The organism is Pseudomonas rossensis (assembly GCF_039888995.1).
GTDB lineage: Bacteria > Pseudomonadota > Gammaproteobacteria > Pseudomonadales > Pseudomonadaceae > Aquipseudomonas > Aquipseudomonas rossensis.
This window is the reverse complement of record NZ_JBBWCB010000032.1, coordinates 19,996-40,240: the sequence shown is the minus strand read 5'-3', so window position 1 is coordinate 40,240 and position 20,245 is coordinate 19,996. Positions and strand designations below refer to the sequence as shown.

19 protein-coding genes are annotated in these 20,245 nt (G+C 59.1%); 10 read left to right on the top strand and 9 right to left on the bottom strand.

From position 1 onward, the window contains the following. Positions 1–39: 39 nt before the first annotated feature. Positions 40–1,116 carry a 3-deoxy-7-phosphoheptulonate synthase gene (locus WLY71_RS11365; protein ID WP_007899930.1) on the top strand — a complete coding sequence of 359 codons (1,077 nt, stop codon included), beginning with the start codon at positions 40–42 and terminating at the stop codon, positions 1,114–1,116. 71 nt (positions 1,117–1,187) lie between these two features. Here the strand turns inward: WLY71_RS11365 and WLY71_RS11360 are convergent, their stop codons facing one another. Further along, positions 1,188–1,475: a GNAT family N-acetyltransferase gene (locus tag WLY71_RS11360; protein ID WP_008057026.1), complete on the bottom strand. Its 288-nt coding sequence runs from the start codon at positions 1,473–1,475 to the stop codon at positions 1,188–1,190. Between the two features lie 638 nt (positions 1,476–2,113). Between WLY71_RS11360 and oprI the strand changes: the two genes are divergently transcribed. Beyond that, complete coding sequence (gene oprI, locus WLY71_RS11355) at positions 2,114–2,365, top strand: outer membrane lipoprotei OprI (RefSeq protein ID WP_002553018.1); 252 nt, start codon at positions 2,114–2,116, stop codon at positions 2,363–2,365. A 124-nt stretch (positions 2,366–2,489) separates the two neighbouring features. On the opposite strand, the gene WLY71_RS11350 is transcribed toward oprI, so the two are convergent. From WLY71_RS11350 to WLY71_RS11340, 3 genes are all read right to left on the bottom strand, one after another. Further along, positions 2,490–3,464 carry a L,D-transpeptidase family protein gene (locus WLY71_RS11350; RefSeq protein WP_347803616.1) on the bottom strand — a complete coding sequence of 325 codons (975 nt, stop codon included), beginning with the start codon at positions 3,462–3,464 and terminating at the stop codon, positions 2,490–2,492. 102 nt (positions 3,465–3,566) lie between these two features. Beyond that, on the bottom strand, positions 3,567–3,860 hold the full coding sequence (locus tag WLY71_RS11345; RefSeq protein ID WP_123432651.1) for a hypothetical protein: 294 nt from the start codon (positions 3,858–3,860) through the stop codon (positions 3,567–3,569). A gap of 56 nt (positions 3,861–3,916) precedes the next feature. Beyond that, the gene (locus WLY71_RS11340) at positions 3,917–4,522 is read right to left on the bottom strand and encodes an arylesterase (protein WP_347803615.1); all 606 of its coding nucleotides are present in this window, start codon (positions 4,520–4,522) and stop codon (positions 3,917–3,919) included. A 10-nt stretch (positions 4,523–4,532) separates the two neighbouring features. Here WLY71_RS11340 and WLY71_RS11335 point away from each other — a divergent pair, with 10 nt between their 5' ends. Genes WLY71_RS11335 through greB form a run of 3 tightly spaced genes read left to right on the top strand, consistent with a single transcriptional unit; the run spans position 4,533 to position 8,252 of the window. Continuing rightward, positions 4,533–5,216 carry an ABC transporter ATP-binding protein gene (locus tag WLY71_RS11335; RefSeq protein ID WP_033057202.1) on the top strand — a complete coding sequence of 228 codons (684 nt, stop codon included), beginning with the start codon at positions 4,533–4,535 and terminating at the stop codon, positions 5,214–5,216. Further along, complete coding sequence (locus WLY71_RS11330; protein ID WP_347803614.1) at positions 5,216–7,720, top strand: ABC transporter permease; 2,505 nt, start codon at positions 5,216–5,218, stop codon at positions 7,718–7,720. The genes WLY71_RS11335 and WLY71_RS11330 overlap by 1 nt, the downstream gene beginning before the upstream one ends. Positions 7,721–7,754: 34 nt before the next feature. Then, entirely contained in the window at positions 7,755–8,252 is a 498-nt protein-coding gene (gene greB, locus WLY71_RS11325) for a transcription elongation factor GreB (protein WP_347803613.1), read from the top strand. A gap of 18 nt (positions 8,253–8,270) precedes the next feature. On the opposite strand, the gene WLY71_RS11320 is transcribed toward greB, so the two are convergent. The 3 genes from WLY71_RS11320 to WLY71_RS11310 all read right to left on the bottom strand — a co-directional run bounded on the left by WLY71_RS11320 (position 8,271) and on the right by WLY71_RS11310 (position 11,543). After that, a complete protein-coding gene (locus WLY71_RS11320) occupies positions 8,271–8,579 on the bottom strand; it encodes a hypothetical protein (RefSeq protein WP_046056997.1) in 309 nt (102 codons plus the stop codon). Positions 8,580–9,583: 1,004 nt separating this feature from the next. Beyond that, on the bottom strand, positions 9,584–10,018 hold the full coding sequence (locus tag WLY71_RS11315) for a DoxX family protein (protein ID WP_347803612.1): 435 nt from the start codon (positions 10,016–10,018) through the stop codon (positions 9,584–9,586). 103 nt (positions 10,019–10,121) lie between these two features. Further along, positions 10,122–11,543 carry an MltF family protein gene (locus WLY71_RS11310; protein ID WP_347803611.1) on the bottom strand — a complete coding sequence of 474 codons (1,422 nt, stop codon included), beginning with the start codon at positions 11,541–11,543 and terminating at the stop codon, positions 10,122–10,124. A 236-nt stretch (positions 11,544–11,779) separates the two neighbouring features. Here WLY71_RS11310 and WLY71_RS11305 point away from each other — a divergent pair, with 236 nt between their 5' ends. Continuing rightward, positions 11,780–12,586, top strand: a complete 807-nt coding sequence (locus WLY71_RS11305; protein WP_347803610.1) for a TatD family hydrolase — start codon at positions 11,780–11,782, stop codon at positions 12,584–12,586. A gap of 42 nt (positions 12,587–12,628) precedes the next feature. Here the strand turns inward: WLY71_RS11305 and WLY71_RS11300 are convergent, their stop codons facing one another. Beyond that, positions 12,629–13,858 carry an acyl-CoA dehydrogenase gene (locus tag WLY71_RS11300; RefSeq protein WP_033057213.1) on the bottom strand — a complete coding sequence of 410 codons (1,230 nt, stop codon included), beginning with the start codon at positions 13,856–13,858 and terminating at the stop codon, positions 12,629–12,631. Positions 13,859–14,023: 165 nt separating this feature from the next. Between WLY71_RS11300 and WLY71_RS11295 the strand changes: the two genes are divergently transcribed. From WLY71_RS11295 to WLY71_RS11285, 3 genes are all read left to right on the top strand, one after another. Next, positions 14,024–14,953, top strand: coding sequence for a LysR family transcriptional regulator (locus WLY71_RS11295; RefSeq protein WP_046047541.1), 930 nt, complete (start codon positions 14,024–14,026; stop codon positions 14,951–14,953). Positions 14,954–15,047: 94 nt separating this feature from the next. Next, entirely contained in the window at positions 15,048–15,449 is a 402-nt protein-coding gene (locus WLY71_RS11290; protein ID WP_347803609.1) for a MerR family transcriptional regulator, read from the top strand. Positions 15,450–15,596: 147 nt separating this feature from the next. After that, on the top strand, positions 15,597–16,496 hold the full coding sequence (locus tag WLY71_RS11285; RefSeq protein ID WP_347803608.1) for a hydroxymethylglutaryl-CoA lyase: 900 nt from the start codon (positions 15,597–15,599) through the stop codon (positions 16,494–16,496). Positions 16,497–17,175: 679 nt separating this feature from the next. Here WLY71_RS11285 and WLY71_RS11280 read toward each other — a convergent pair. After that, positions 17,176–18,873, bottom strand: a complete 1,698-nt coding sequence (locus tag WLY71_RS11280) for an AMP-binding protein (protein ID WP_347803607.1) — start codon at positions 18,871–18,873, stop codon at positions 17,176–17,178. A 204-nt stretch (positions 18,874–19,077) separates the two neighbouring features. On the opposite strand from WLY71_RS11280, the gene WLY71_RS11275 reads away from it, so the two are divergent. Then, a complete protein-coding gene (locus tag WLY71_RS11275; RefSeq protein ID WP_129436997.1) occupies positions 19,078–20,241 on the top strand; it encodes an isovaleryl-CoA dehydrogenase in 1,164 nt (387 codons plus the stop codon). Positions 20,242–20,245 lie beyond the last annotated feature (4 nt).

Genomic DNA, 20,245 nt, shown 5'->3' with positions numbered 1-20,245 from the left:
TTCGCTGGCGGCCGGCACCCGTGACCTGACGAGTAAACGATGGCTGATTTACCGATCAACGACCTAAACGTCGCCTCCAACGAGACGCTGATCACTCCCGATCAGCTCAAGCGTGATATCCCTCTGAGCGACGCTGCCCTGCGCACTGTCACCAAGGGCCGCGAAGTCATTCGCAACATTCTTGATGGCACCGACCACCGCCTGTTTGTTGTCATCGGGCCTTGCTCAATCCACGACATCAAGGCTGCCCACGAATACGCCGAGCGCCTGAAGGCGCTTGCGGCCGAAGTGTCCGATACCCTGTATCTGGTCATGCGCGTGTATTTCGAGAAGCCACGCACCACCGTCGGCTGGAAAGGTTTGATCAACGATCCGTACCTGGACGACTCCTTCAAGATTCAGGACGGTCTGCACATCGGTCGTCAATTGTTGCTGGACCTGGCCGAGATGGGCCTGCCGACCGCAACTGAAGCCCTCGACCCGATCTCCCCGCAGTACCTGCAGGACCTGATCAGCTGGTCGGCCATCGGTGCGCGCACAACCGAATCCCAGACTCACCGTGAAATGGCCTCCGGCCTGTCCTCGGCAGTGGGCTTCAAGAACGGCACCGACGGCGGCCTGACGGTCGCTATCAACGCCCTGCAATCGGTTTCCAGCCCTCACCGCTTCCTGGGTATCAACCAGGAAGGTGGCGTGTCGATCGTCACCACCAAGGGCAATGCCTACGGTCACGTGGTACTGCGCGGTGGCAACGGCAAGCCGAACTACGATTCGGTCAGCGTCGCGCTCTGCGAGCAAGCGCTGAACAAAGCGAAGATCAAGCCGAACATCATGGTCGATTGCAGCCACGCCAACTCCAACAAGGACCCGGCCCTGCAACCGCTGGTGATGGAGAACGTCGCCAACCAGATCCTCGAAGGCAACCAGTCGATCATCGGCCTGATGGTCGAAAGTCACCTGAACTGGGGCTGCCAGGCAATCCCGAAAGACCTCGCCGACCTGCAATACGGCGTGTCGATCACCGATGCCTGCATCGACTGGACCGCCACCGAAAATACCTTGCGCAGCATGCATGCCAAGCTCAAGGACGTGCTGCCGAAACGCGATCGCAGCTGATCACTTTTCGCCGCACAAAAAAACGCCGGGCTTGACCCGGCGTTTTTTTATGCGTTCGATTCTTTGAAAGGTTACTGGCTCAGCTTGGCCGCATGCCGCTGGTGACGTTCCATGTAGCGCTCCACGTAGGAACACGATGGAATGACGGTGTAGCCCATTTCCTCAGCGTACTCCAGCGCCTTCTCGGTCAAGGCTGCCGCAATGCCGCGACCACGCAGTGCATTGGGCACAAAGGTGCGATAGATATCCAGGGTCTGTTTCCCCAGATCCATATAGGTCAGGTAGGCACGATGACCGTCCACATTGGTCTCGAACTGATGACCAGCCTGGTCATGGTGGATGGACAACGCCTCGCTCATCACTACTCCTCGCGGGTCTGGAATTCTGACCCCTACCTTACCGATGTTTTTCCGGCGAAGGAACATCTACGCCACCCCGTGCCTGAATGGACACCGAGAAGAGCCGCACCAATCTCGCGCAACCGAGCACGTATCAAATAGTAGGCGCCATTGGCAGAAATGCTCAAGATACGCTCGTCATCACGCGGGTTGGCGGGTGCTGCTCCGTAATACGCAGAGATGGCTCGACCGAATATCTCTGAAGGTCGATAGCCTGAACATTGCCGGATATTGAGACTTAAGACGAGCGCCCTTTGTTAAAGTCACCTCAACATGGAGAAAGATATGAGAGGCGCCACGCAAATTCCGAACAAAAGTGTAGACGAATCCATCTAGACAGACTTTAGCCGAGACTCGGAAAAGAGCTGTGAGCGAGCGAAACTTTTTTTCGGCGCCTCGCTCAGCTCGGGCCTCCCAGCTGGATACTTTTTAAACAATGCAGTTAAAAGTTGCTCGAAAAAGAATCAACGCCTACAATTTTTTTTGCTTCTTGCTATACGTCAGTTTACTTACGACAAGTAATGGGTAGTATGTACGCCGGCTATTTCCTCACTCTGAGGAGACAGCTACTTAATAGAAAGTCCTTGAAGGGGAACACGATGAACAACGTTCTGAAATTCTCTGCTCTGGCTCTGGCCGCAGTTCTGGCTACCGGTTGCAGCAGCGTATCGAAAGAAACCGAAGCACGTCTGACAGCTACTGAAGACGCAGCTGCTCGCTCCCAGGCTCGTGCAGACGAAGCTTACCGTAAAGCTGATGAAGCTCTGGCTGCTGCTCAAAAAGCACAACAGACTGCTGACGAAGCTAACGAGCGTGCTCTGCGCATGCTGGACAAAGCTAGCCGCAAGTAATAATCCTTCGGGATTGTTATCAAGCCGACCCATTTTTTGGGTCGGCTTTTTTATTGCCCGGGGTTTTGTCCAGGCCATAAAAAACCCGCCGGCGCAGTCAGCGTCGGCGGGTTCTGTTCAAGCATTACTGCAGCGGGTCGATCGGTGCACTCGTCACCATCGGCGCGGAAGCACTATTCGGCACTCCGATTTCCACCGGCAGGCCATCTTCAGCGGCAACCACGTCGCGCACTACATCCCAGTTCATGCGCAGGTTGTTGGTGATGTCCTCACGCTTGAGCATCGCATTGATCACCGCGGTGTGCTTGTCGACTACAGAGGGGTTGCCCTTGTCGTCCAGCGGTGTGTGCGCTTCCAGATACACTTTGCCGCCACTGACGCCGAATTTGTACGGATCGCTGACGATGCGTACCGACGTACCTACCGGCACCATGCCCGCCATCTCCAGCACGTTGTTGTTGAACATGCGGAAGCAACCGTGGCTGGTGCGCATGCCGATGCCGAACTTCTTGTTCGAACCGTGGATCAGGTAGCCCGGCGTGCCCAGCGTGAATTTGAACGGCCCCAACGGGTTGTCCGGGCCTGCCGGCACCACATTCGGCAGCGGATCTCCATCGGCAAGGTGCTCGGCCTTGATCGACGCTGGAGGGGTCCAAGTCGGGTTCGGCGTCTTGGCGATGATGCTGGTATGGGCAATCGGCGAGCCCCAGCCTTCACGGCCGATACCCAGCGGGAAGGTGTACACCACGTTCCGGCCTTTCGGGAAGTAATAGAGGCGGTATTCAGCCAGGTTGATGACGATGCCTTCACGCGGACCCGGCGGCAGGATGAAGCGCGTCGGCAGCACCACTTCGGTGCCAGCGCCCGGCAACCATGGATCGACGCCAGGGTTGGCCGCGACCATTTCCGAATAGCCCAGATCGTAGGTGGTGCCAAGGTCGGCGAAGGTGTCTTCGTACTTGGCCTGGATCACCTGGACCTGACCGATGATGTCTTCACCGGGCGGTGGCAGGGGCAGCTCCAATGCTGCTACGGGACCCGCCACACAAAGGGCGGCGAGAGACAGGTAGCGGGTGACGGCAGGAAAGCGCGGCAACATCCGGAAAATCCTTCGCATGATCGACAAGGGTGTAAAAACGAGATTGTACACCGGCGCCTGGAAAATCGGGGAGTTGACCGATAGCAAGCACTGTATCGGGTTCTAAAGCTCGAAACGCAGCTCTGGCCAGATCGGCGATGTACCGCGTTTTTGCGATTCCAGAATGGCCCGGCACAGCGAACACAGGCGCTGGTCCTGGAACACTCGGCGTTCGACGCTTGACCAGCGCGGTTGTGCTGGCAGCAGGCTGCCGCACAAGGTCCGGTCCGCCGAGCCGCCCAGCTCCAGCTGACGGGTCACCAGATGTACCCGCACTTCCTGGCAGGCGAACAGATCCAGCTGTTCGTCAGGCTCGATCAGTTGGTAGGCAAAAAGTGACCAGGCGGGACGCGGCATCGGGGGCTCCAAATCGGGGGCGCCACCTTAGCCGAAACACCGCCGCTAGAAAAGCGTCAAAGCAGCGGTTTCAGTGTAGGCCAGACATTTTCCAGTAACTTGTCCTGAGCCCCGGCAGCCGGGTGCAGCCCGTCGGCTTGCATCAAGTCTGGATGACCGCCCACGCCGTCGAGAAAAAACGGCACCAGCGGGATCTGTTTTTCCTCCGCCAGGGTGCTGTAGACCTTCGCGAAGGCCTCGGTATACCGAACGCCGTAGTTGGGTGGCAACTGCATGCCGAGCAAAAGCACCTTGGCGCCACTGTCCCTGGAACTGTCGATCATCGATGCAAGGTTTTGTTGCAAATTAGCTGGGGGCATTCCGCGCAGCCCGTCGTTGCCGCCCAACTCGAGGATTACCAACTCAGGCTTATGCTCTGCAAGCAGCGCGGGCAGGCGCGCCTGGCCTCCGGCACTGGTGTCGCCGCTGATGGACGCATTGACCACCTTATCGTCGAAACCTTCGCGCTTGAGCCGTTGCTCGAGCAGGGAGACCCACCCCAACCGGGTATCCAGCCCGAAACCCGCGCTGATACTATCGCCAACGATCAGGACTGTACCCGCCGCTGCGTTCTGGGCCATGCACATCAAGGCCAGGCCAGCACTCAAAAACCACACACGCATCGGATTCTCCATGGGCGCAAGCATTCTCACCGCGAAGAACCTCAGCAAAGTGGTTCCCAGCGCGGAAGGTGAACTGACTATCCTGCACGAACTCAGCCTGGAACTGAACAAGGGCGACAGCCTGGCCATCGTTGGCGCCTCCGGTTCCGGCAAGTCCACCCTCCTCGGCTTGCTCGCTGGCCTCGACCTGCCGAGCAGCGGCGACGTCACCCTCGCAGGGCAAGCCCTGAGCAATCTCGATGAAGACCAACGCGCACGTATCCGGGCCGAGCATGTTGGGTTTGTGTTTCAGTCCTTTCAACTGCTCGACAGTCTCAACGCCCTGGAAAACGTCATGCTGCCGCTGGAACTCGATGGCCGTAAAGACGCCCGTGAACGCGCCACCGAGCTGCTGCAACGGGTCGGCCTGGGCCAGCGGCTGACCCATTCGCCACGCCAGCTTTCGGGTGGCGAACAGCAGCGCGTGGCGATTGCCCGTGCGTTTGCCGCAGAACCCGATGTGCTGTTCGCCGACGAACCCACCGGCAACCTCGACAGCCACACCGGCGAGCGCATCAGCGATCTGCTGTTCGAACTCAACCAGGAACGCGGTACAACCCTGGTGCTGGTGACCCACGACGAACGCCTGGCACATCGCTGCCGGCGTCTGATCCGCCTTGAAGCCGGCCTGCTGGTCGCCCCTCTGGAGCCTTGATGGCACGCCTGCCGCTGTTGCGCCTGTTCAGTCTTGCCATCCGCCAACTGCTGCGCGACGCCCGCGCCGGTGAATTGCGTGTGTTGTTTTTTGCCTTGCTGGTGGCCGTTGCGGCAAGTACCGCGATCGGCTACTTCGGCGCCCGCCTGAACGGCGCCATGATGCTGCGCGCCACCGAGTTTCTCGCTGCCGACTTGCTGCTTGAAGGCAGCTCTCCCGCGCGACCCGAACAGATTAAAAGCGGCACGGAGCTGGGCCTCGAACACGCTCAAGTGGTGGAGTTTTCCAGCGTCATCGCCACTGACAATGGCATTCAGTTGTCCAGCATCAAAGCTGCCGACGACGTCTACCCACTGCGAGGCGAACTGAAAAGTGCCCCGGCGCCCTTCGCCCCGGAAGAACCCGGTGGCGGACCGAAACCCGGTGAAGCCTGGGTTGAAGCACGACTGCTGACCGCGCTGGACCTGAAGATCGGCGACAGCATCGACGTCGGCATTCGAACCCTCAAACTGGCGCGAGTGCTGACCTACGAACCGGACCGCGCCGGCAATTTCTACAGCCTGACGCCGCGGGTGCTGATCAACCTCAGCGACCTCGCGGCGACCGGCGTGGTGCAACCCGGCAGCCGGGTCAGTTACCGCGAACTCTGGCGCGGTAAAGCCGAGGCGCTGGAAACCTATCGTCAATTGATCAAACCCGGCCTGGCCGCCAACCAGCGTCTTCAGGATGCCCGCGATGGCAACCGACAGATCGGCGGCGCCCTGGGCAAGGCCGAGCGTTACTTGAACATGGCCAGTCTGGTGGCGGTTCTGCTGTCCGGTGTGGCGGTGGCGCTGTCGGCGACGCGCTTCGCCACCCGCCGATTCGATGCCAGTGCATTGCTGCGTTGCCTGGGGCTGTCCCGACGCGAAACCATGGTGCTGTTCAGTTTGCAGCTGACGGTGCTCGGACTGCTCGCCAGTATCAGCGGCGCGCTGATCGGCTGGTTCGCGCAGCTGGGTCTGTTCGCGCTGCTGCATGATTTATTACCGACCGACGTTCCACCGGGCGGTCTGTTTCCTGCCATTGCCGGGATCGGTACCGGATTGGTGGCGTTGGCCGGTTTTGCCTTGCCGCCACTGGCGGCACTGGGCCGGGTTCCGCCATTGCGGGTATTGCGTCGGGACATGCTGCCAATTCCCTCTAGCACCTGGATGGTTTACGGCGCGGCATTGGGCGCCCTCGGGCTGATCATGTGGCGTCTGAGCCTGGATCTGGTGTTGACCTTCGCCCTGCTCGGTGGCGGTGTAATCGCAGCATTGGTGCTTGGCGGCTTGCTGTTGCTGCTTCTGAAGAGTCTGCGCCGAATGCTGGCGCGCGCCTCTTTGCCGTGGCGCCTCGGGCTGGGCCAATTGCTGCGTCATCCACTGGCGGCCGCGGGGCAATCCCTGGCCTTCGGTTTGATTCTGCTGTCCATGGCGCTGATTGCATTGCTGCGCGGCGAGTTGCTGGACACCTGGCAGAACCAGCTACCGAAAAACGCGCCCAACTATTTCGCGCTTAACATTCTGCCGGCGGACAAACAGGCGTTCATCGATCGCCTGATCAAATTGTCGGCGCAATCGGCGCCGCTATACCCGGTGGTACCTGGACGGCTGATCAGCGTCAACGGCGAGCCGGTACAGGAAATCGTCAGCAAGGATTCGGCCGGTGACCGAGCGATCCAGCGCGACCTGAGCCTGACCTGGGCGGCGGATTTGCCGGCGGGCAACAAACTCACGGCGGGCAACTGGTGGGCCGAACAGACACCGGACGAAATACCCGGCGTATCGGTAGAAGGTAAAGTCGCCGAAAGCCTGAAGCTCAAGCTCGGCGATCACATGGTGTTTACCGTGGGCGGCGTCAATCGCGAAGCGAAAGTCACCAGCCTGCGAGAGATCAACTGGGACAACTTCCAGCCTAACTTCTTCATGATCTTCCAGCCCGGCACACTGAAGGATCTGCCGGCGACCTACCTGACCAGTTTTTATCTGGCGGCCGGTCATGACCAGCAGATTGTGGATCTGTCGCGGGCATTCCCGGCGGTGACCATCTTGCAGGTCGAAGCCTTGCTCGAGCAGCTGCGCAGCATCCTCGCCCAAGTGACCCTGGCGGTGGAATACGTGCTGTTGTTCGTGTTGGCGGCGGGGATGGCGGTGTTGTTTTCAGGCTTGCAGGCGACGCTCGATGAACGCATTCGCCAAGGCGCCTTGTTGCGAGCGCTAGGGGCCGAGCGGCAACTGTTGGTCAAGGCCCGGCGGATTGAGTTCGGTTTGCTTGGAGCGGTCAGCGGCTTGTTGGCAGCACTGGGTTCGGAACTGGTGAGTATGGTGCTCTACCGCTACGCCTTCGACCTGCCGTGGCACCCGCATCCGTGGTTGCTGGTATTGCCGCTGATCGGCGCGGTGCTGATCGGGGGAGCCGGTGTGTTTGGTACGCGCCGTGCTCTGAACGCCAGTCCCCTGACAGTCTTGCGCGAGGGTTGATAGACTCAAGCTCTCTCTACCACAAGAAGTTGCCATGAGCCGTTATCGCCCTCCCCGCACCGCTGGCACCGCGCTGATCACCCCCGAAGGTGAAGCGCGGATGCGGGCCGAGTTTCATGAGCTCTGGCATGTTCGGCGGCCGCAGGTCACACAGTCGGTCAGCGAGGCCGCGGCTCAGGGCGATCGCTCGGAAAACGCCGAATACACCTACGGCAAAAAGATGCTGCGCGAGATCGACAGTCGCGTACGTTTTCTCACCAAGCGGCTGGAAGCGCTCAAAGTCGTCAGCGAAAAACCGAGCGATCCGAACAAGGTCTATTTTGGCGCCTGGGTCACGATCGAAGACGAGGACGGCAAAGAATCGCGCTACCGCATTGTCGGGCCGGATGAACTGGACTTGAAACAGGGCCTGATCAGCATCGACTCACCGCTGGCCCGCGCCCTGATCGGCAAGGCGCTGGACGCCGAGGTTCGGGTCCAGACACCGACTGGTGAGCAATGCGTGTTTATCGTGGCGATCGACTATCCTTGAGTCGCAGTGCTCTAAACCTCAACGGCGGGTAATCAGCCCCTGTCGGGCAACGCGAGTCAATTGCTTGATCACTTCGGGGGCGTCCTCGAGGCTGGGCGATTGAATCACCGCCAGATCGAAACTGTCGCTGGCAAATCGAGCCAGCGATTCGCCCTCTTCGACAAACTGGATCAGGAAGGCCGCAGGCCCACCGGTGCGACGTGGCCAGCCATCGAGATAACGTAAAAGTGTCGGCTGATGTTTGCCGCCAAGCAGGATTTTTGGATTGCGCTGGGTGAGGTGTGCCGTGATCGGCGCGGGGCGTATAACGGGGCTTAGTGCATTCATTGTGTCGTGTCTCTGCCTCAAAAGTCTGCATGGCAGGTGAGAGGCAACACCGAACCAGCGCTTTAGCGGTATTTCGAAGCCTGTTTCAAGCTTCTATCGGTAACTGAATGAGTCACCTGGCGCCCCGCAAGTAGCTGTTTAAATCGGCGCATGGGCAGCATCCTAGAGAAGCTGACCGGACAGTGTCAAGAATGAGCAACAAAAGGCCCGCGCAATGCGTAATGCTGTTCACTTAAGAAAAGTTTGGGATGGGATGGGGTACATATCCATTTCTGCGGTAGCGGCTGCTGGCGGTTTCGCTTTTACAGCGAGTCACTTGGAAATACGGAATGCCGCCCAACCCCAAGTAACCAAGGGCTCTTGCCCCGCCATTCGGTGCCTCGCCTAGGCTCGGCATGCCGTAACGAAGGCATTGCTCCGGGGGCCCGCCGCCATCGGCCATCCATGGCCGGGGGCGACTACCGCGGCATCCTTGCCGCGGTGCCCCCTGCGCAACGCCTGCGTTCGGCCTCTGGGAAAGGGGCGGCAGATCTGGAGCAAAAGCAAAGCAACGGCAACAGCAACGACAACGGCAAGATCAAAAGATCGCAGCCTCGCTTCGCTCGACAGCGCCTACAGGGAAATGCGTTCATTTGAAGCCAGGTCGGCCGGTAGGCCGCCTCGCTTTGGCGTTTGCGGTGCACGCCCCCTCGAGAGGCCGAGTGGAGGTTCTGCGCAGTGGGCAACCCGGCATGGCCGGGTTAGCCGCCCCCGGCCATGGATGGCCGATGGCGGCGGGCCCACGGAGCAGGACCGGAGCGAGGGCATGCCGAGCCTAGGCGAGGCACCGAACGAAAGGGGCAAGAGCGTTTGGTTACTTGGGGTTGGGCGGCATTCCGTATTTCAAAGTGACCCGCCATAAGGGCGGAACCCTAGGTCGCCGTTACCGCAGAAACGGATATGTACCCCAGCCTTAAGTGAACAGCATTACGCGCAATGCGGGCCTTTTCATTGAACCAGAGCGGTCAGCCAGCGATAGCGCGGTCAGCCGAGAGCTTGCCGGCGCCTTCGATCTGCACCGCGATGCTGCCGCCGAGCAGGGCCAGGGCGAATTCATAACCGTTGTTGGCCATGAACAGACCGTTAGGAAGATGCACCGAAAAGATTGCCACCAGCGAAAGGAAGGTCAGGCCGAGGGCTGCCGGGCGAACCAGCAAGCCAATGATCAATGCCAGACCGGCGAAGAACTCAGTACCACCGGCCAGCGTCGCCATCAGATAGCCCGGTGCCAGGCCGATGCTTTCCATGTACTGCGCAGTGCCCGCCAGACCGTAACCACCGAACGCCCCGAAAAGTTTTTGCGAGCCGTGGGCAGCGAAGATGATGCCGACGAAAATCCGCAAGACAGTCAGGCCGTAGCCGGCGCGGGTAAACAGTACCTTGTTGATCAGTGTGCTCATGCTGTGTCATCCGTTGTCAGTGTGTGTTGGTTGGCCGCTATATTAATCAGTAAATCTCATGTTAAAAGCGCAATAAATTCGCCATAACAATCAGTTTATTCGATTATTTACGTGAGGCAACTTTTTGCCCCTGGGGCTCCAACGACTCCCGCTCCCGATCGAACGCCAGGTAATACTTGTTCACGCTATTAACATAGCTGACGGCGCCCATTCCCACCTGCTCCATGGCGATGCGTTCGACCTGGAAAAACCACTGATTGGGATTCAAACCGCGCCGACGAGCCTCGGCACGCATGCCCTGAACCCGCTCCGGCCCCATGTTGTAGGCCGCCAGCACGAACGCCATGCGCTCGCGCTCGTTGAGTTTGGGGCTGGCAAAGAACTTGCGGCGGATCATCGCCAGGTACTTGGCCCCAGCCTGCACATTGGCGTCGAGATTCTGAATGTTGTTGACCCCCACTCGCTGGGCGGCGGACGGGGTGATCTGCATCAGGCCGGTAGGGCCGCTGCCACTGCGGGCATTGGGTTGCAGGGCCGATTCCTTGAACGCCAGGGCCGCCAGATTCAACCAGTCCATGCCTTGGGCTTCAGCGTGCTTCTGCAGCACAGGCCGAAGTTTCTCGAGGCGCTGCCGATCAGCCTTGGCCAATGGATAGTGCACTTGATACAGGCGTCGATAGATCCGCAGGAACGCGGCATCCTGATCCGATGGTTTTTTGTAACCGGTCAGGAAGCGATCAATGCTCGCGCGCAACATTGAGGCGTCGCGGCGCACGAACCAGAATTCTTCGCCCGGTTCACTGATGAGCACCTGCCGATCGAAACGCAATTTGGGCAGAATCTTTCCCCAGCGCTCGGCAATGGGTTGTTCGACGATCGTCAGGTGAAAGATTCCGCCCTGGACCATCTCCAGCACATCCTCGACCGCCAGACTGGGATCGACCCACTCGATTGTCACCGGTGGCAGTTTAAGCAGCGCGAGCTTTTGATTGATCTGACTGACCGCGTCCCCGGCGGCACTGCCGGTGGGCAACGCCAAGGTTTTGCCAGAGAGTTGTTCGAGACGGGTGTAACGTCGCTCGCCTTTGATCCCGACCAATATCAACGGGATGTTGCTGGCAATCGGTTCACTGGTGCTGACCGCGTGGCCCGGTTGCAGGTCCAGCAATTCCCCCGGTGCAACCAGATCACCCTCGCCGCGCTGCAAAGCGCCGATCAGTTGATCCTTGCCCTTGGGAATGATCTTGAGGGTAATTTCCTGACCTTCACGGGCGTGACCGTTGAGGTACTGCTCGAAGGCACGCAAGCGGTGGTATTCAACCCCGATGGCCTGGCCCTGGACTTCGCCGGAGCTGTTGCGGCTCTGGTTGACCAGCACCCGCAGCACACGACTGCTGCGGATTTCCGCCAAGTCGCGCACTTTGGCCGAAGGCACGGCTTGCAGCGGCCCGGCCAGACGCGCAACCGCCGGCATCGGCAGCAGCAACGAACAACACAGCAGTAGCAAAACCGAGGGGCGTGTCATCCACTCTCCAGAAAGAATACTGGGCCGATCTCAAGAATTTTCATGAAATCGAACGACAGAAACAGAGCGCCTTGTGCGCTGGCAAAGTGCGAAAGACTGGCACAGTGATGGCACCTTTAGCCACCCTGACCTGTCTCGCGGCATCAAGAGACAGCTATAACTCATTGTAGTTCTTGGCTTTTCTTATAAATCTACAGCTCTGATATGCTTTCCGGCCTTTGGTCCGAGGTAGCACCATGCAACTCATCGATATCGGCGTCAACCTGACCAACCCCAGTTTTGCCGACAAACACCAGGCTGTACTCGACCGCGCCTACGCTGCCGGGGTCTGCCAACTGGTGCTCACCGGCACCAGTGTCGAGGGCAGCGAGCAGGCGCTGGAACTGTGCCGGCAACTGGACGAAACGGCTCAACGGCTGTTCGCCACCGCCGGCATTCATCCCCACTGCGCCAGCGACTGGAACGCCGACAGCGCCCAGCGTCTGCGCAGTTTGCTCAAGGAGCCAAACGTCGTGGCGGTGGGTGAATGCGGGCTGGATTTCAATCGTGATTTCTCGCCGCGCCCGCAGCAGGAAAAAGTCCTCGAAGAGCATCTGGCGATGGCGGTCGAGTTGCAATTGCCGGTGTTCCTCCACGAGCGCGATGCCAGCCAGCGCTTGCTGGAAATCCTTCGCGATTACCGTGATCAATTGCCGGCCGCCGTGGTGCATTGCTTCACGGGCGAAAAGAAGGCGCTGTTCAGCTACCTCGATCTGGATTTGCACATCGGCATCACCGGCTGGATCTGCGATGAGCGCCGGGGCACGCACCTGCATCCGCTGGTGAAAGAGATCAAGCGGGGACGGTTAATGCTGGAGAGCGATGCGCCGTATCTGTTGCCGCGCAGTCTGCGACCCAAGCCGAAGAATGGTCGCAACGAACCGGCGTATCTGACCGAAGTGTTGCGGGAAGTGGCGTTGCATCGCGGGGAGAGCGAGGAAGATCTGGCCGCTCACAGCACGGCGTGTGCGCGAGCATTCTACGGGTTGCCAATGGTCGACTGACGAACCGAACCTGTGGGAGCGAGCTTGCTCGCTCCCACATTATCAGTGACTGCTGCGCATCATCTCTTTAGGCACGTACTTGCCGATCTCGAACTTGCCGATCGCCGCGCGGTGCACTTCGTCCGGGCCGTCGGCCAGGCGCAGGGTGCGTTGCATCGCATACATGTAGGCCAGTGGGAAATCGTTGGACACCCCTGCCCCGCCATGGATCTGGATCGCCCGGTCGATCACCCGCAAGGCCACGTTCGGTGCGACAACCTTGATCTGAGCGATTTCGCTTTTCGCAATCTTGTTGCCGACGGTGTCCATCATGTACGCCGCTTTCAACGTCAGCAGGCGTGCCATGTCGATTTCCATGCGCGAGTCGGCGATCTTGTCGATGTTGCCGCCCAGACGCGCCAAAGGTTTACCGAACGCAGTACGGGTTACCGCCCGCTTGCACATCAGTTCCAATGCACGTTCGGCCATGCCGATTGAACGCATGCAGTGGTGAATCCGACCCGGGCCAAGGCGACCCTGAGCGATTTCAAAGCCGCGTCCTTCGCCCAACAGGACGTTTTCGTACGGCACACGGACGTTTTCGAACAGCACTTCGGCATGGCCATGAGGTGCATCGTCGTAACCGAACACTGGCAGCGGACGAACGATCTTCACACCCGGGGCATCCACCGGCACCAGAATCATCGAGTGCTGCGCATGACGCGGCGCGTCAGGATCGCTCAGGCCCATGAAGATCAGAATCTTGCAGCGTGGATCGCAAGCGCCTGAGGTCCACCATTTTTTGCCGTTGATCACCCACTCATCACCATCACGCACGGCGCGGGCGGCCATGTTGGTGGCGTCGGACGAGGCCACGTCCGGTTCAGTCATGGCGAACGCCGAGCGGATCTCGCCGCGCAGCAACGGTTCGAGCCAGCGTTGCTTCTGCTCTTCGTTGGCGTAACGCACCAGCACTTCCATGTTCCCGGTGTCTGGCGCGGAGCAGTTGAACGGCTCGGGGCCCAGCAGCGAACGGCCCATGATTTCTGCCAACGGCGCGTATTCGAGGTTGGTCAGGCCGGCGCCGAGTTCGGACTCAGGCAGAAACAAATTCCACAAACCTTCAGCCTTGGCCTTGAGTTTGAGCTCCTCCATGATTGCGGTCGGCTGCCAGCGATCGCCCTCGGCGACCTGGCGCTCGAACACCGCTTCGGCGGGATAAACGTAGGTGTCCATGAACGCGGTCACGCGCTCACGCAGTTCTTGCACCTTGGGCGAATAAGCGAAATCCATGGGCAGCTCTACCTTTTAACTGAGGGTTTTGATGAGTTGTTCAGGTCATGCAATCGATGCTAGAACAGCTACGAAAATTTACCTAGCCTATTCTCGGCGTGTATTAACATTCATCACCGATATATGATCGGCTGATCGAGAGCCCAACAATAAGAGTGCAGCGCAATGAATCTGAGCAAGGTCGACCTCAACCTTTTCATCGTCTTCGACGCGATCTACACCGAAGCCAACCTGACCCGCGCCGGGCAGATTGTCGGCATTACTCAACCGGCGGTCTCGAACGCTCTGGCCCGTCTGCGCGAGACCTTCAACGACCCGTTGTTCGTGCGTACCGCTCAGGGCATGGTCCCGACGCCCATGGCGCAGAACATTATCGGGCCGGTGCGTAACGCCCTCTCCTTGCTGCGGGTGTCGGTCCAGGAAAGCCGTATTTTCAACCCGTTGCAGGCGGTCAAGACCTACCGCATCAGCATGACCGACCTCACCGAAGCGGTGATCCTGCCGGCACTGTTTCAGCGCCTGCGGCGCCTGGCGCCGACGGTGATCATCGAAAGCTTTCTGTCCAAGCGCCGCGAAACAACCAAGGAGCTGGCGGCCGGGCGTCTCGATTTCGCTGTCGACGCGCCACTTAACACTGACCCGCAAGTGCGCCACGTCAAGTTGATGGAAGACCGTTACGTGTGCGCCATGCGCAAGGGCCATCCGCTGGCGGGCAAAGAGAAATTCACCCTTGATGATTATCTGTCGCTGACCCATATCCATATTTCCAGCCGTCGTAGTGGTCTGGGCCATGTCGACCTGGCCTTGGGCAAAATGGGCATCCAGCGCAAGATCGCCCTGCGATCCCAGCATTACTTGATGGCATCCCAGGTGTTGCAGCAGACCGACATGGTGATGACCGTGCCGGAACGCTTTGCCCGTCGCCATGACCTGTACTCGGTGAACCTGCCGGTCAACGATGTGCCGCCGGTGGAAACCCACCTCTACTGGCACGAAAGCACCGACCAGGACCCGGCCAACCGCTGGATGCGCGAGCAGATGATCGAGTTGTGCCAGCAGGTGACGGCACATGAGAAGAAGCTCGATAAGGTGTAGGAAACACCTGATAGACGAAGGATCAGGGCGCGATGCTTGACGTAAACGTCAACCTGCCATTAGCTTAGCGCCATGACCTTTTTCGAGCGCTTCCATGAGCAGCCAGACCTATAGCATTTCCGACCTCGCCCGCGAGCTCGACATCACCACCCGGGCCATTCGCTTTTATGAAGAGCAAGGCCTGCTCAGCCCCGAGCGACGCGGTCAGGAACGCATCTACTCGCCCCGTGACAAAGTCAGCCTGAAGCTGATCCTGCGGGGCAAGCGCATTGGTTTCTCCCTGGCCGAATGCCGCGAGCTGATCGAACTCTACGATCCCACCGGCGGCAATCAGATACAGCTGCAAACCATGCTGACCAAAATCGCCGAACGCCGCGAACAGCTGGAGCAGCAAATGCTCGACATCGAACAGATGAAGCTGGAACTGGACACCGCGCAGGAGCGTTGCACCCAGGCGCTGGAACAGACCATCAAAAACCAGCAGACCGTTCAGTAGGTCAACACAATCCCCTGTGGGAGCGAGCTTGCTCGCGATAGCGTCAGGTCAGTCGACATCCGTGTTGAATGTGCTACCACCATCGCGAGCAAGCTCGCTCCCACAGGGTTCTCCGAATATTCAGACAATCAGCCCAGGTCGAATCCCATGTCCCTACCCACTCACGTACGCCTGGTCGAAGTCGGCCCACGCGACGGTCTGCAAAACGAAGCCCAACCCATCAGCGTTGCGGACAAGGTGCAACTGGTCGACGCGCTGACCGCCGCCGGTCTCGGCTATATAGAAGTCGGCAGTTTTGTGTCGCCCAAATGGGTACCGCAAATGGCCGGTTCCGCCGACGTCTTCGCGCAAATCCAGCGCAAACCGGGCGTGACCTATGGTGCACTCGCCCCCAACCTGCGCGGGTTTGAAGACGCCATTGCGGCCGGGGTCAAGGAAGTCGCGGTCTTCGCCGCCGCGTCGGAATCGTTTTCCCAGCGCAACATCAATTGCTCGATCAGCGAAAGCCTGGAGCGCTTCGTGCCGATCATGGACGCCGCCAGGCAACACGGGGTCAGCGTGCGCGGTTACGTGTCCTGCGTGCTGGGCTGCCCTTACGAAGGTAATGTTGCGCCGGAACAAGTCGCTCGGGTCGCTCGCGAGCTCTACGCGATGGGCTGCTATGAAGTTTCCCTCGGCGACACCATCGGCACCGGCACCGCTGGCGCGACCCGCCAGATGTTCGACGTGGTGTCGGCCGACGTACCCCGTGAAAAACTGGCCGGGCACTTCCACGACACTTATGGCCAGGCCATGGCCAACATCTACGCCAGTCTGCTGGAAGGCATCTCGGTGTTTGACAGCTCCATCGCCGGCCTCGGTGGCTGCCCGTACGCCAAGGGCGCCAGCGGTAACGTTGCCACTGAAGACGTGGTTTACCTGCTCAACGGCCTGGGTATCGAAACCGGTATCGACCTGGACGCCTTGATTCTGGCCGGTCAGCAGATTTGCGCGGTGCTGGGGCGAGCGACCGGTTCGCGCGTCGCCAAGGCTCGTAGCGCACAGTGAGTGCGCGGATGTGTCCGGGTGTTACCGCTGCGCCTGAAACGTGGGGCGCAAGCGAGTAACACGGAAACAGATTGTCGGGTTTTGACTGACGGAAAAATCCGATAAAAATACAAACAATTGATTTTAAAGGCTTTTAGAAAGTTGGCACGGCTTCTGCTATCTCTACTGCATAACAAGAACAAAAAAAGCGGCAAACCTAATAAAAATAAGACGTAACGACTCTGACATAACAAAAACAACACGGCAGAGACGCAGCTAACAGATTTTTTTGGAGAGGATGTGCTTTTCAGGGTGCTTTTCGGAGTAACCCGCAACCGGGCAGAGAACAATAAAACTACCTTCAGGTAGCTCCCGAACTGGTTGGATCGCTTAGCGAAAAAGTAGATCAGCGCTCAAAAAAATACGTTTGCTCTTGATCCCGGATGGGGATCGACAAAAACAGCGGTAAAGGGTCACGGTTTCCAAAAACAACAACAGACCGCCCCTCAATAATAAAAAAAGAGCACGCGCAACGACAAAATTAAAGGGGAGCTTCGGCTCCCCTTTGTGCTTTCTGGCATTCGTGTTTTCCACCGCCCCCTGTGGGAGCGAGCTTGCTCGCGATGGCGGTGGGTCAGTCAACATCTATGTTGGATGTGCTGCCGCCATCGCGAGCAAGCTCGCTCCCACAGGGAATGTGTCAGGCTTTGTTGATGTGTAATTCCTCGATACTGATCTCTCGCATCCGAAACTTCTGGATCTTCCCGGTTACGGTCATCGGAAACTCATCGACGAACTTAAAGTAACGCGGTGTCTTGAAGTGCGCGATGCGTTCCTTGCACCACGTTTGCAGCTCCTGCTCGGTAGCACTGTGGCCCGGATGGAACTTGATCCACGCGACAATCTCTTCGCCATACCGCGAGCACGGAATCCCGATCACTTGCACATCCGCGACTGCCGGATGGGTGAAGAAGAACTCTTCCAACTCCCGCGGGTAAATATTCTCACCGCCGCGGATGATCATGTCCTTGTTACGTCCGGCAATGCATACGTAGCCTTCGTCGTTCATGCTCGCCAGATCACCGGTGTGCATCCAGCCGGCTTGGTCGATGGCTTCCGCGGTGCCTTGCGGGTTGTTCCAGTAACCGAGCATCACGCTGTAGCCGCGGGTGCACAGCTCACCGATAGTGCCGCGCGGCACCAGGTTGCCCGCCTCGTCGATGATCTTGCTTTCCAGTTGTGGCTGGGTGCGACCGACGGTGGTGACGCGCAATTCCAGTTCGTCTGACGGACCGGTCTGCAACGACACCGGACTTGTTTCCGTCATGCCGTAGGCAATCTGCACTTCGCTCATGTGCATTTCACTGATGACCCGACGCATCACTTCGATCGGACAGGTCGCCCCGGCCATGATCCCGGTGCGCAGGCTCGATAGATCGAATTCCGCACGTTTGGGCTGATCGAGCATGGCAATGAACATGGTCGGAACACCATAAAGCGCGGTGGCCTTTTCTTCGGCGACGGTGGTCAATGTCAGCAGTGGATCGAACGCATCGTTGGGGTAAATCATGGTGCTGCCGTGGGTCATGCAGCCGAGGTTGCCCATGACCATGCCGAAGCAGTGATACAGCGGCACCGGGATGACCAGACGGTCACTCGCGGTCAGGCCAAGGCTTTCGCCAACCATGTAACCGTTGTTGAGAATGTTGTAATGACTGAGGGTCGCGCCTTTCGGGAAACCGGTGGTGCCGGAGGTGTACTGGATGTTCACCGCCTGGTCGAAATGCAGGCTGTGTTGACGCTCGCTCAACTGTTCTGCCGACACGCTCCCCGCCAGATCAGTCAATTGCGACCAAGGCAGGAAGCCCGATGGCGGCTGAGCATCAAGGCTGATGACTCCGCGCAGCTCCGGCAGTCGTTCGCTCTGCAGTTTTCCGATGGATTGCTCAGCCAGCTCGGGAACGAGGCCTTGCAGCATACCGTGATAGTCGGAGGTCTTGAAGGCACCGGCGCAGACTAGCCATTGGCAACCGGATTGCTTCAACACATATTCAAGTTCGGAGCTGCGGTAGGCCGGATTGATGTTGACCAGAATCACGCCAATTTTCGCGCTGGCGAACTGGCTGATACACCATTGGGCGCAGTTCGGCGCCCAGATACCCAGACGATCACCGGTCTGCAAACCCAGCGCCAACAGCGCTTTGGCATGCAGATCCACGGCTTCGGCCAGTTGCTGCCAGGTGTAACGCAACTGTTGATGGCGCACGACCAGCGCCTCCCCGGTCGGGTACTGCGCGACGGTGTTATCGAACGCCTGGCCGATGGTCATCGCCAGCAAGGCTTTGTCCTGGGAACCACGGGTGTAACTGCGCTGCGGGCTTGCACTGGGTTGATCCATGACGACCCCTATTGTCTTTATTAGTGGGTTGTTGGAACGAGGCATATGGCTAGCCCCGATCTTTCAGAACTGGCTCTACTCTCGCTCAAGTTGACGTTAACGTAAAGGGAGATTGACAGCCATTCGTCACAGGCTTACGTTAACGTAAAGGTGAGAGCCACATCACTGCCCTCCCTACCCTACAAAAAAGCCAAAAGGTGACCCATGAGCTACCCATCCCTGAACTTTGCCCTCGGTGAAACCATCGACATGCTGCGCGATCAGGTTCAGTCCTTCGTCGCCAAAGAGATCGCACCACGCGCCGCTCAAATCGACATCGACAACCTGTTCCCCGCCGACCTGTGGCGCAAATTCGGCGACATGGGCCTGCTGGGCGTGACCGTCCCGGAAGAATACGGCGGCGCTGGCTTGGGTTACCTGGCCCACGTGGTGATCATGGAAGAAATCAGCCGTGGTTCGGCGTCGGTCGCCCTGTCCTATGGCGCGCACTCCAACCTTTGCGTCAACCAGATCAACCGCAACGGTAATCACGAACAGAAAACCAAATATCTGCCGAAGCTGATCAGCGGCGAACACATCGGCGCCCTGGCCATGAGCGAACCGAATGCCGGTTCTGACGTGGTGTCGATGAAACTGCGCGCCGACAAGCGCGGCGATCACTACGTCCTGAACGGCAGCAAGACTTGGATCACCAACGGTCCGGACGCCAACACCTACGTGATCTACGCCAAGACCGACCTGGAAAAAGGCCCTCACGGCATCACCGCGTTCATCGTAGAGCGTGATTCCAAAGGCTTCAGCCGCAGCAACAAATTCGACAAGCTCGGCATGCGCGGTTCCAACACCTGCGAGCTGTTCTTCGACGACGTCGAAGTACCGGAAGAAAACATCCTCGGCGTGCTCAACGGTGGCGTGAAAGTGCTGATGAGCGGCCTCGATTACGAACGCGTTGTCCTGTCCGGCGGCCCGACCGGGATCATGCAGGCCTGCATGGACTTGATCGTGCCGTACATCCACGACCGCAAGCAGTTCGGCCAAAGCATCGGCGAATTCCAGCTGATCCAGGGCAAGGTCGCCGACATGTACACCCAACTCAACGCCAGCCGCGCCTACCTCTATGCGGTAGCGCAAGCGTGCGAACGCGGCGAAACCACCCGCAAGGATGCCGCCGGGGTGATCCTTTACAGCGCCGAACGCGCCACACAAATGGCCCTCGACGCGATCCAGATTCTCGGTGGCAATGGTTACATCAACGAATTCCCGGCCGGTCGTCTGCTGCGTGACGCCAAGCTGTACGAAATCGGTGCCGGCACCAGTGAGATCCGTCGCATGCTGATCGGTCGCGAACTGTTCAACGAAACCCGCTAAACGG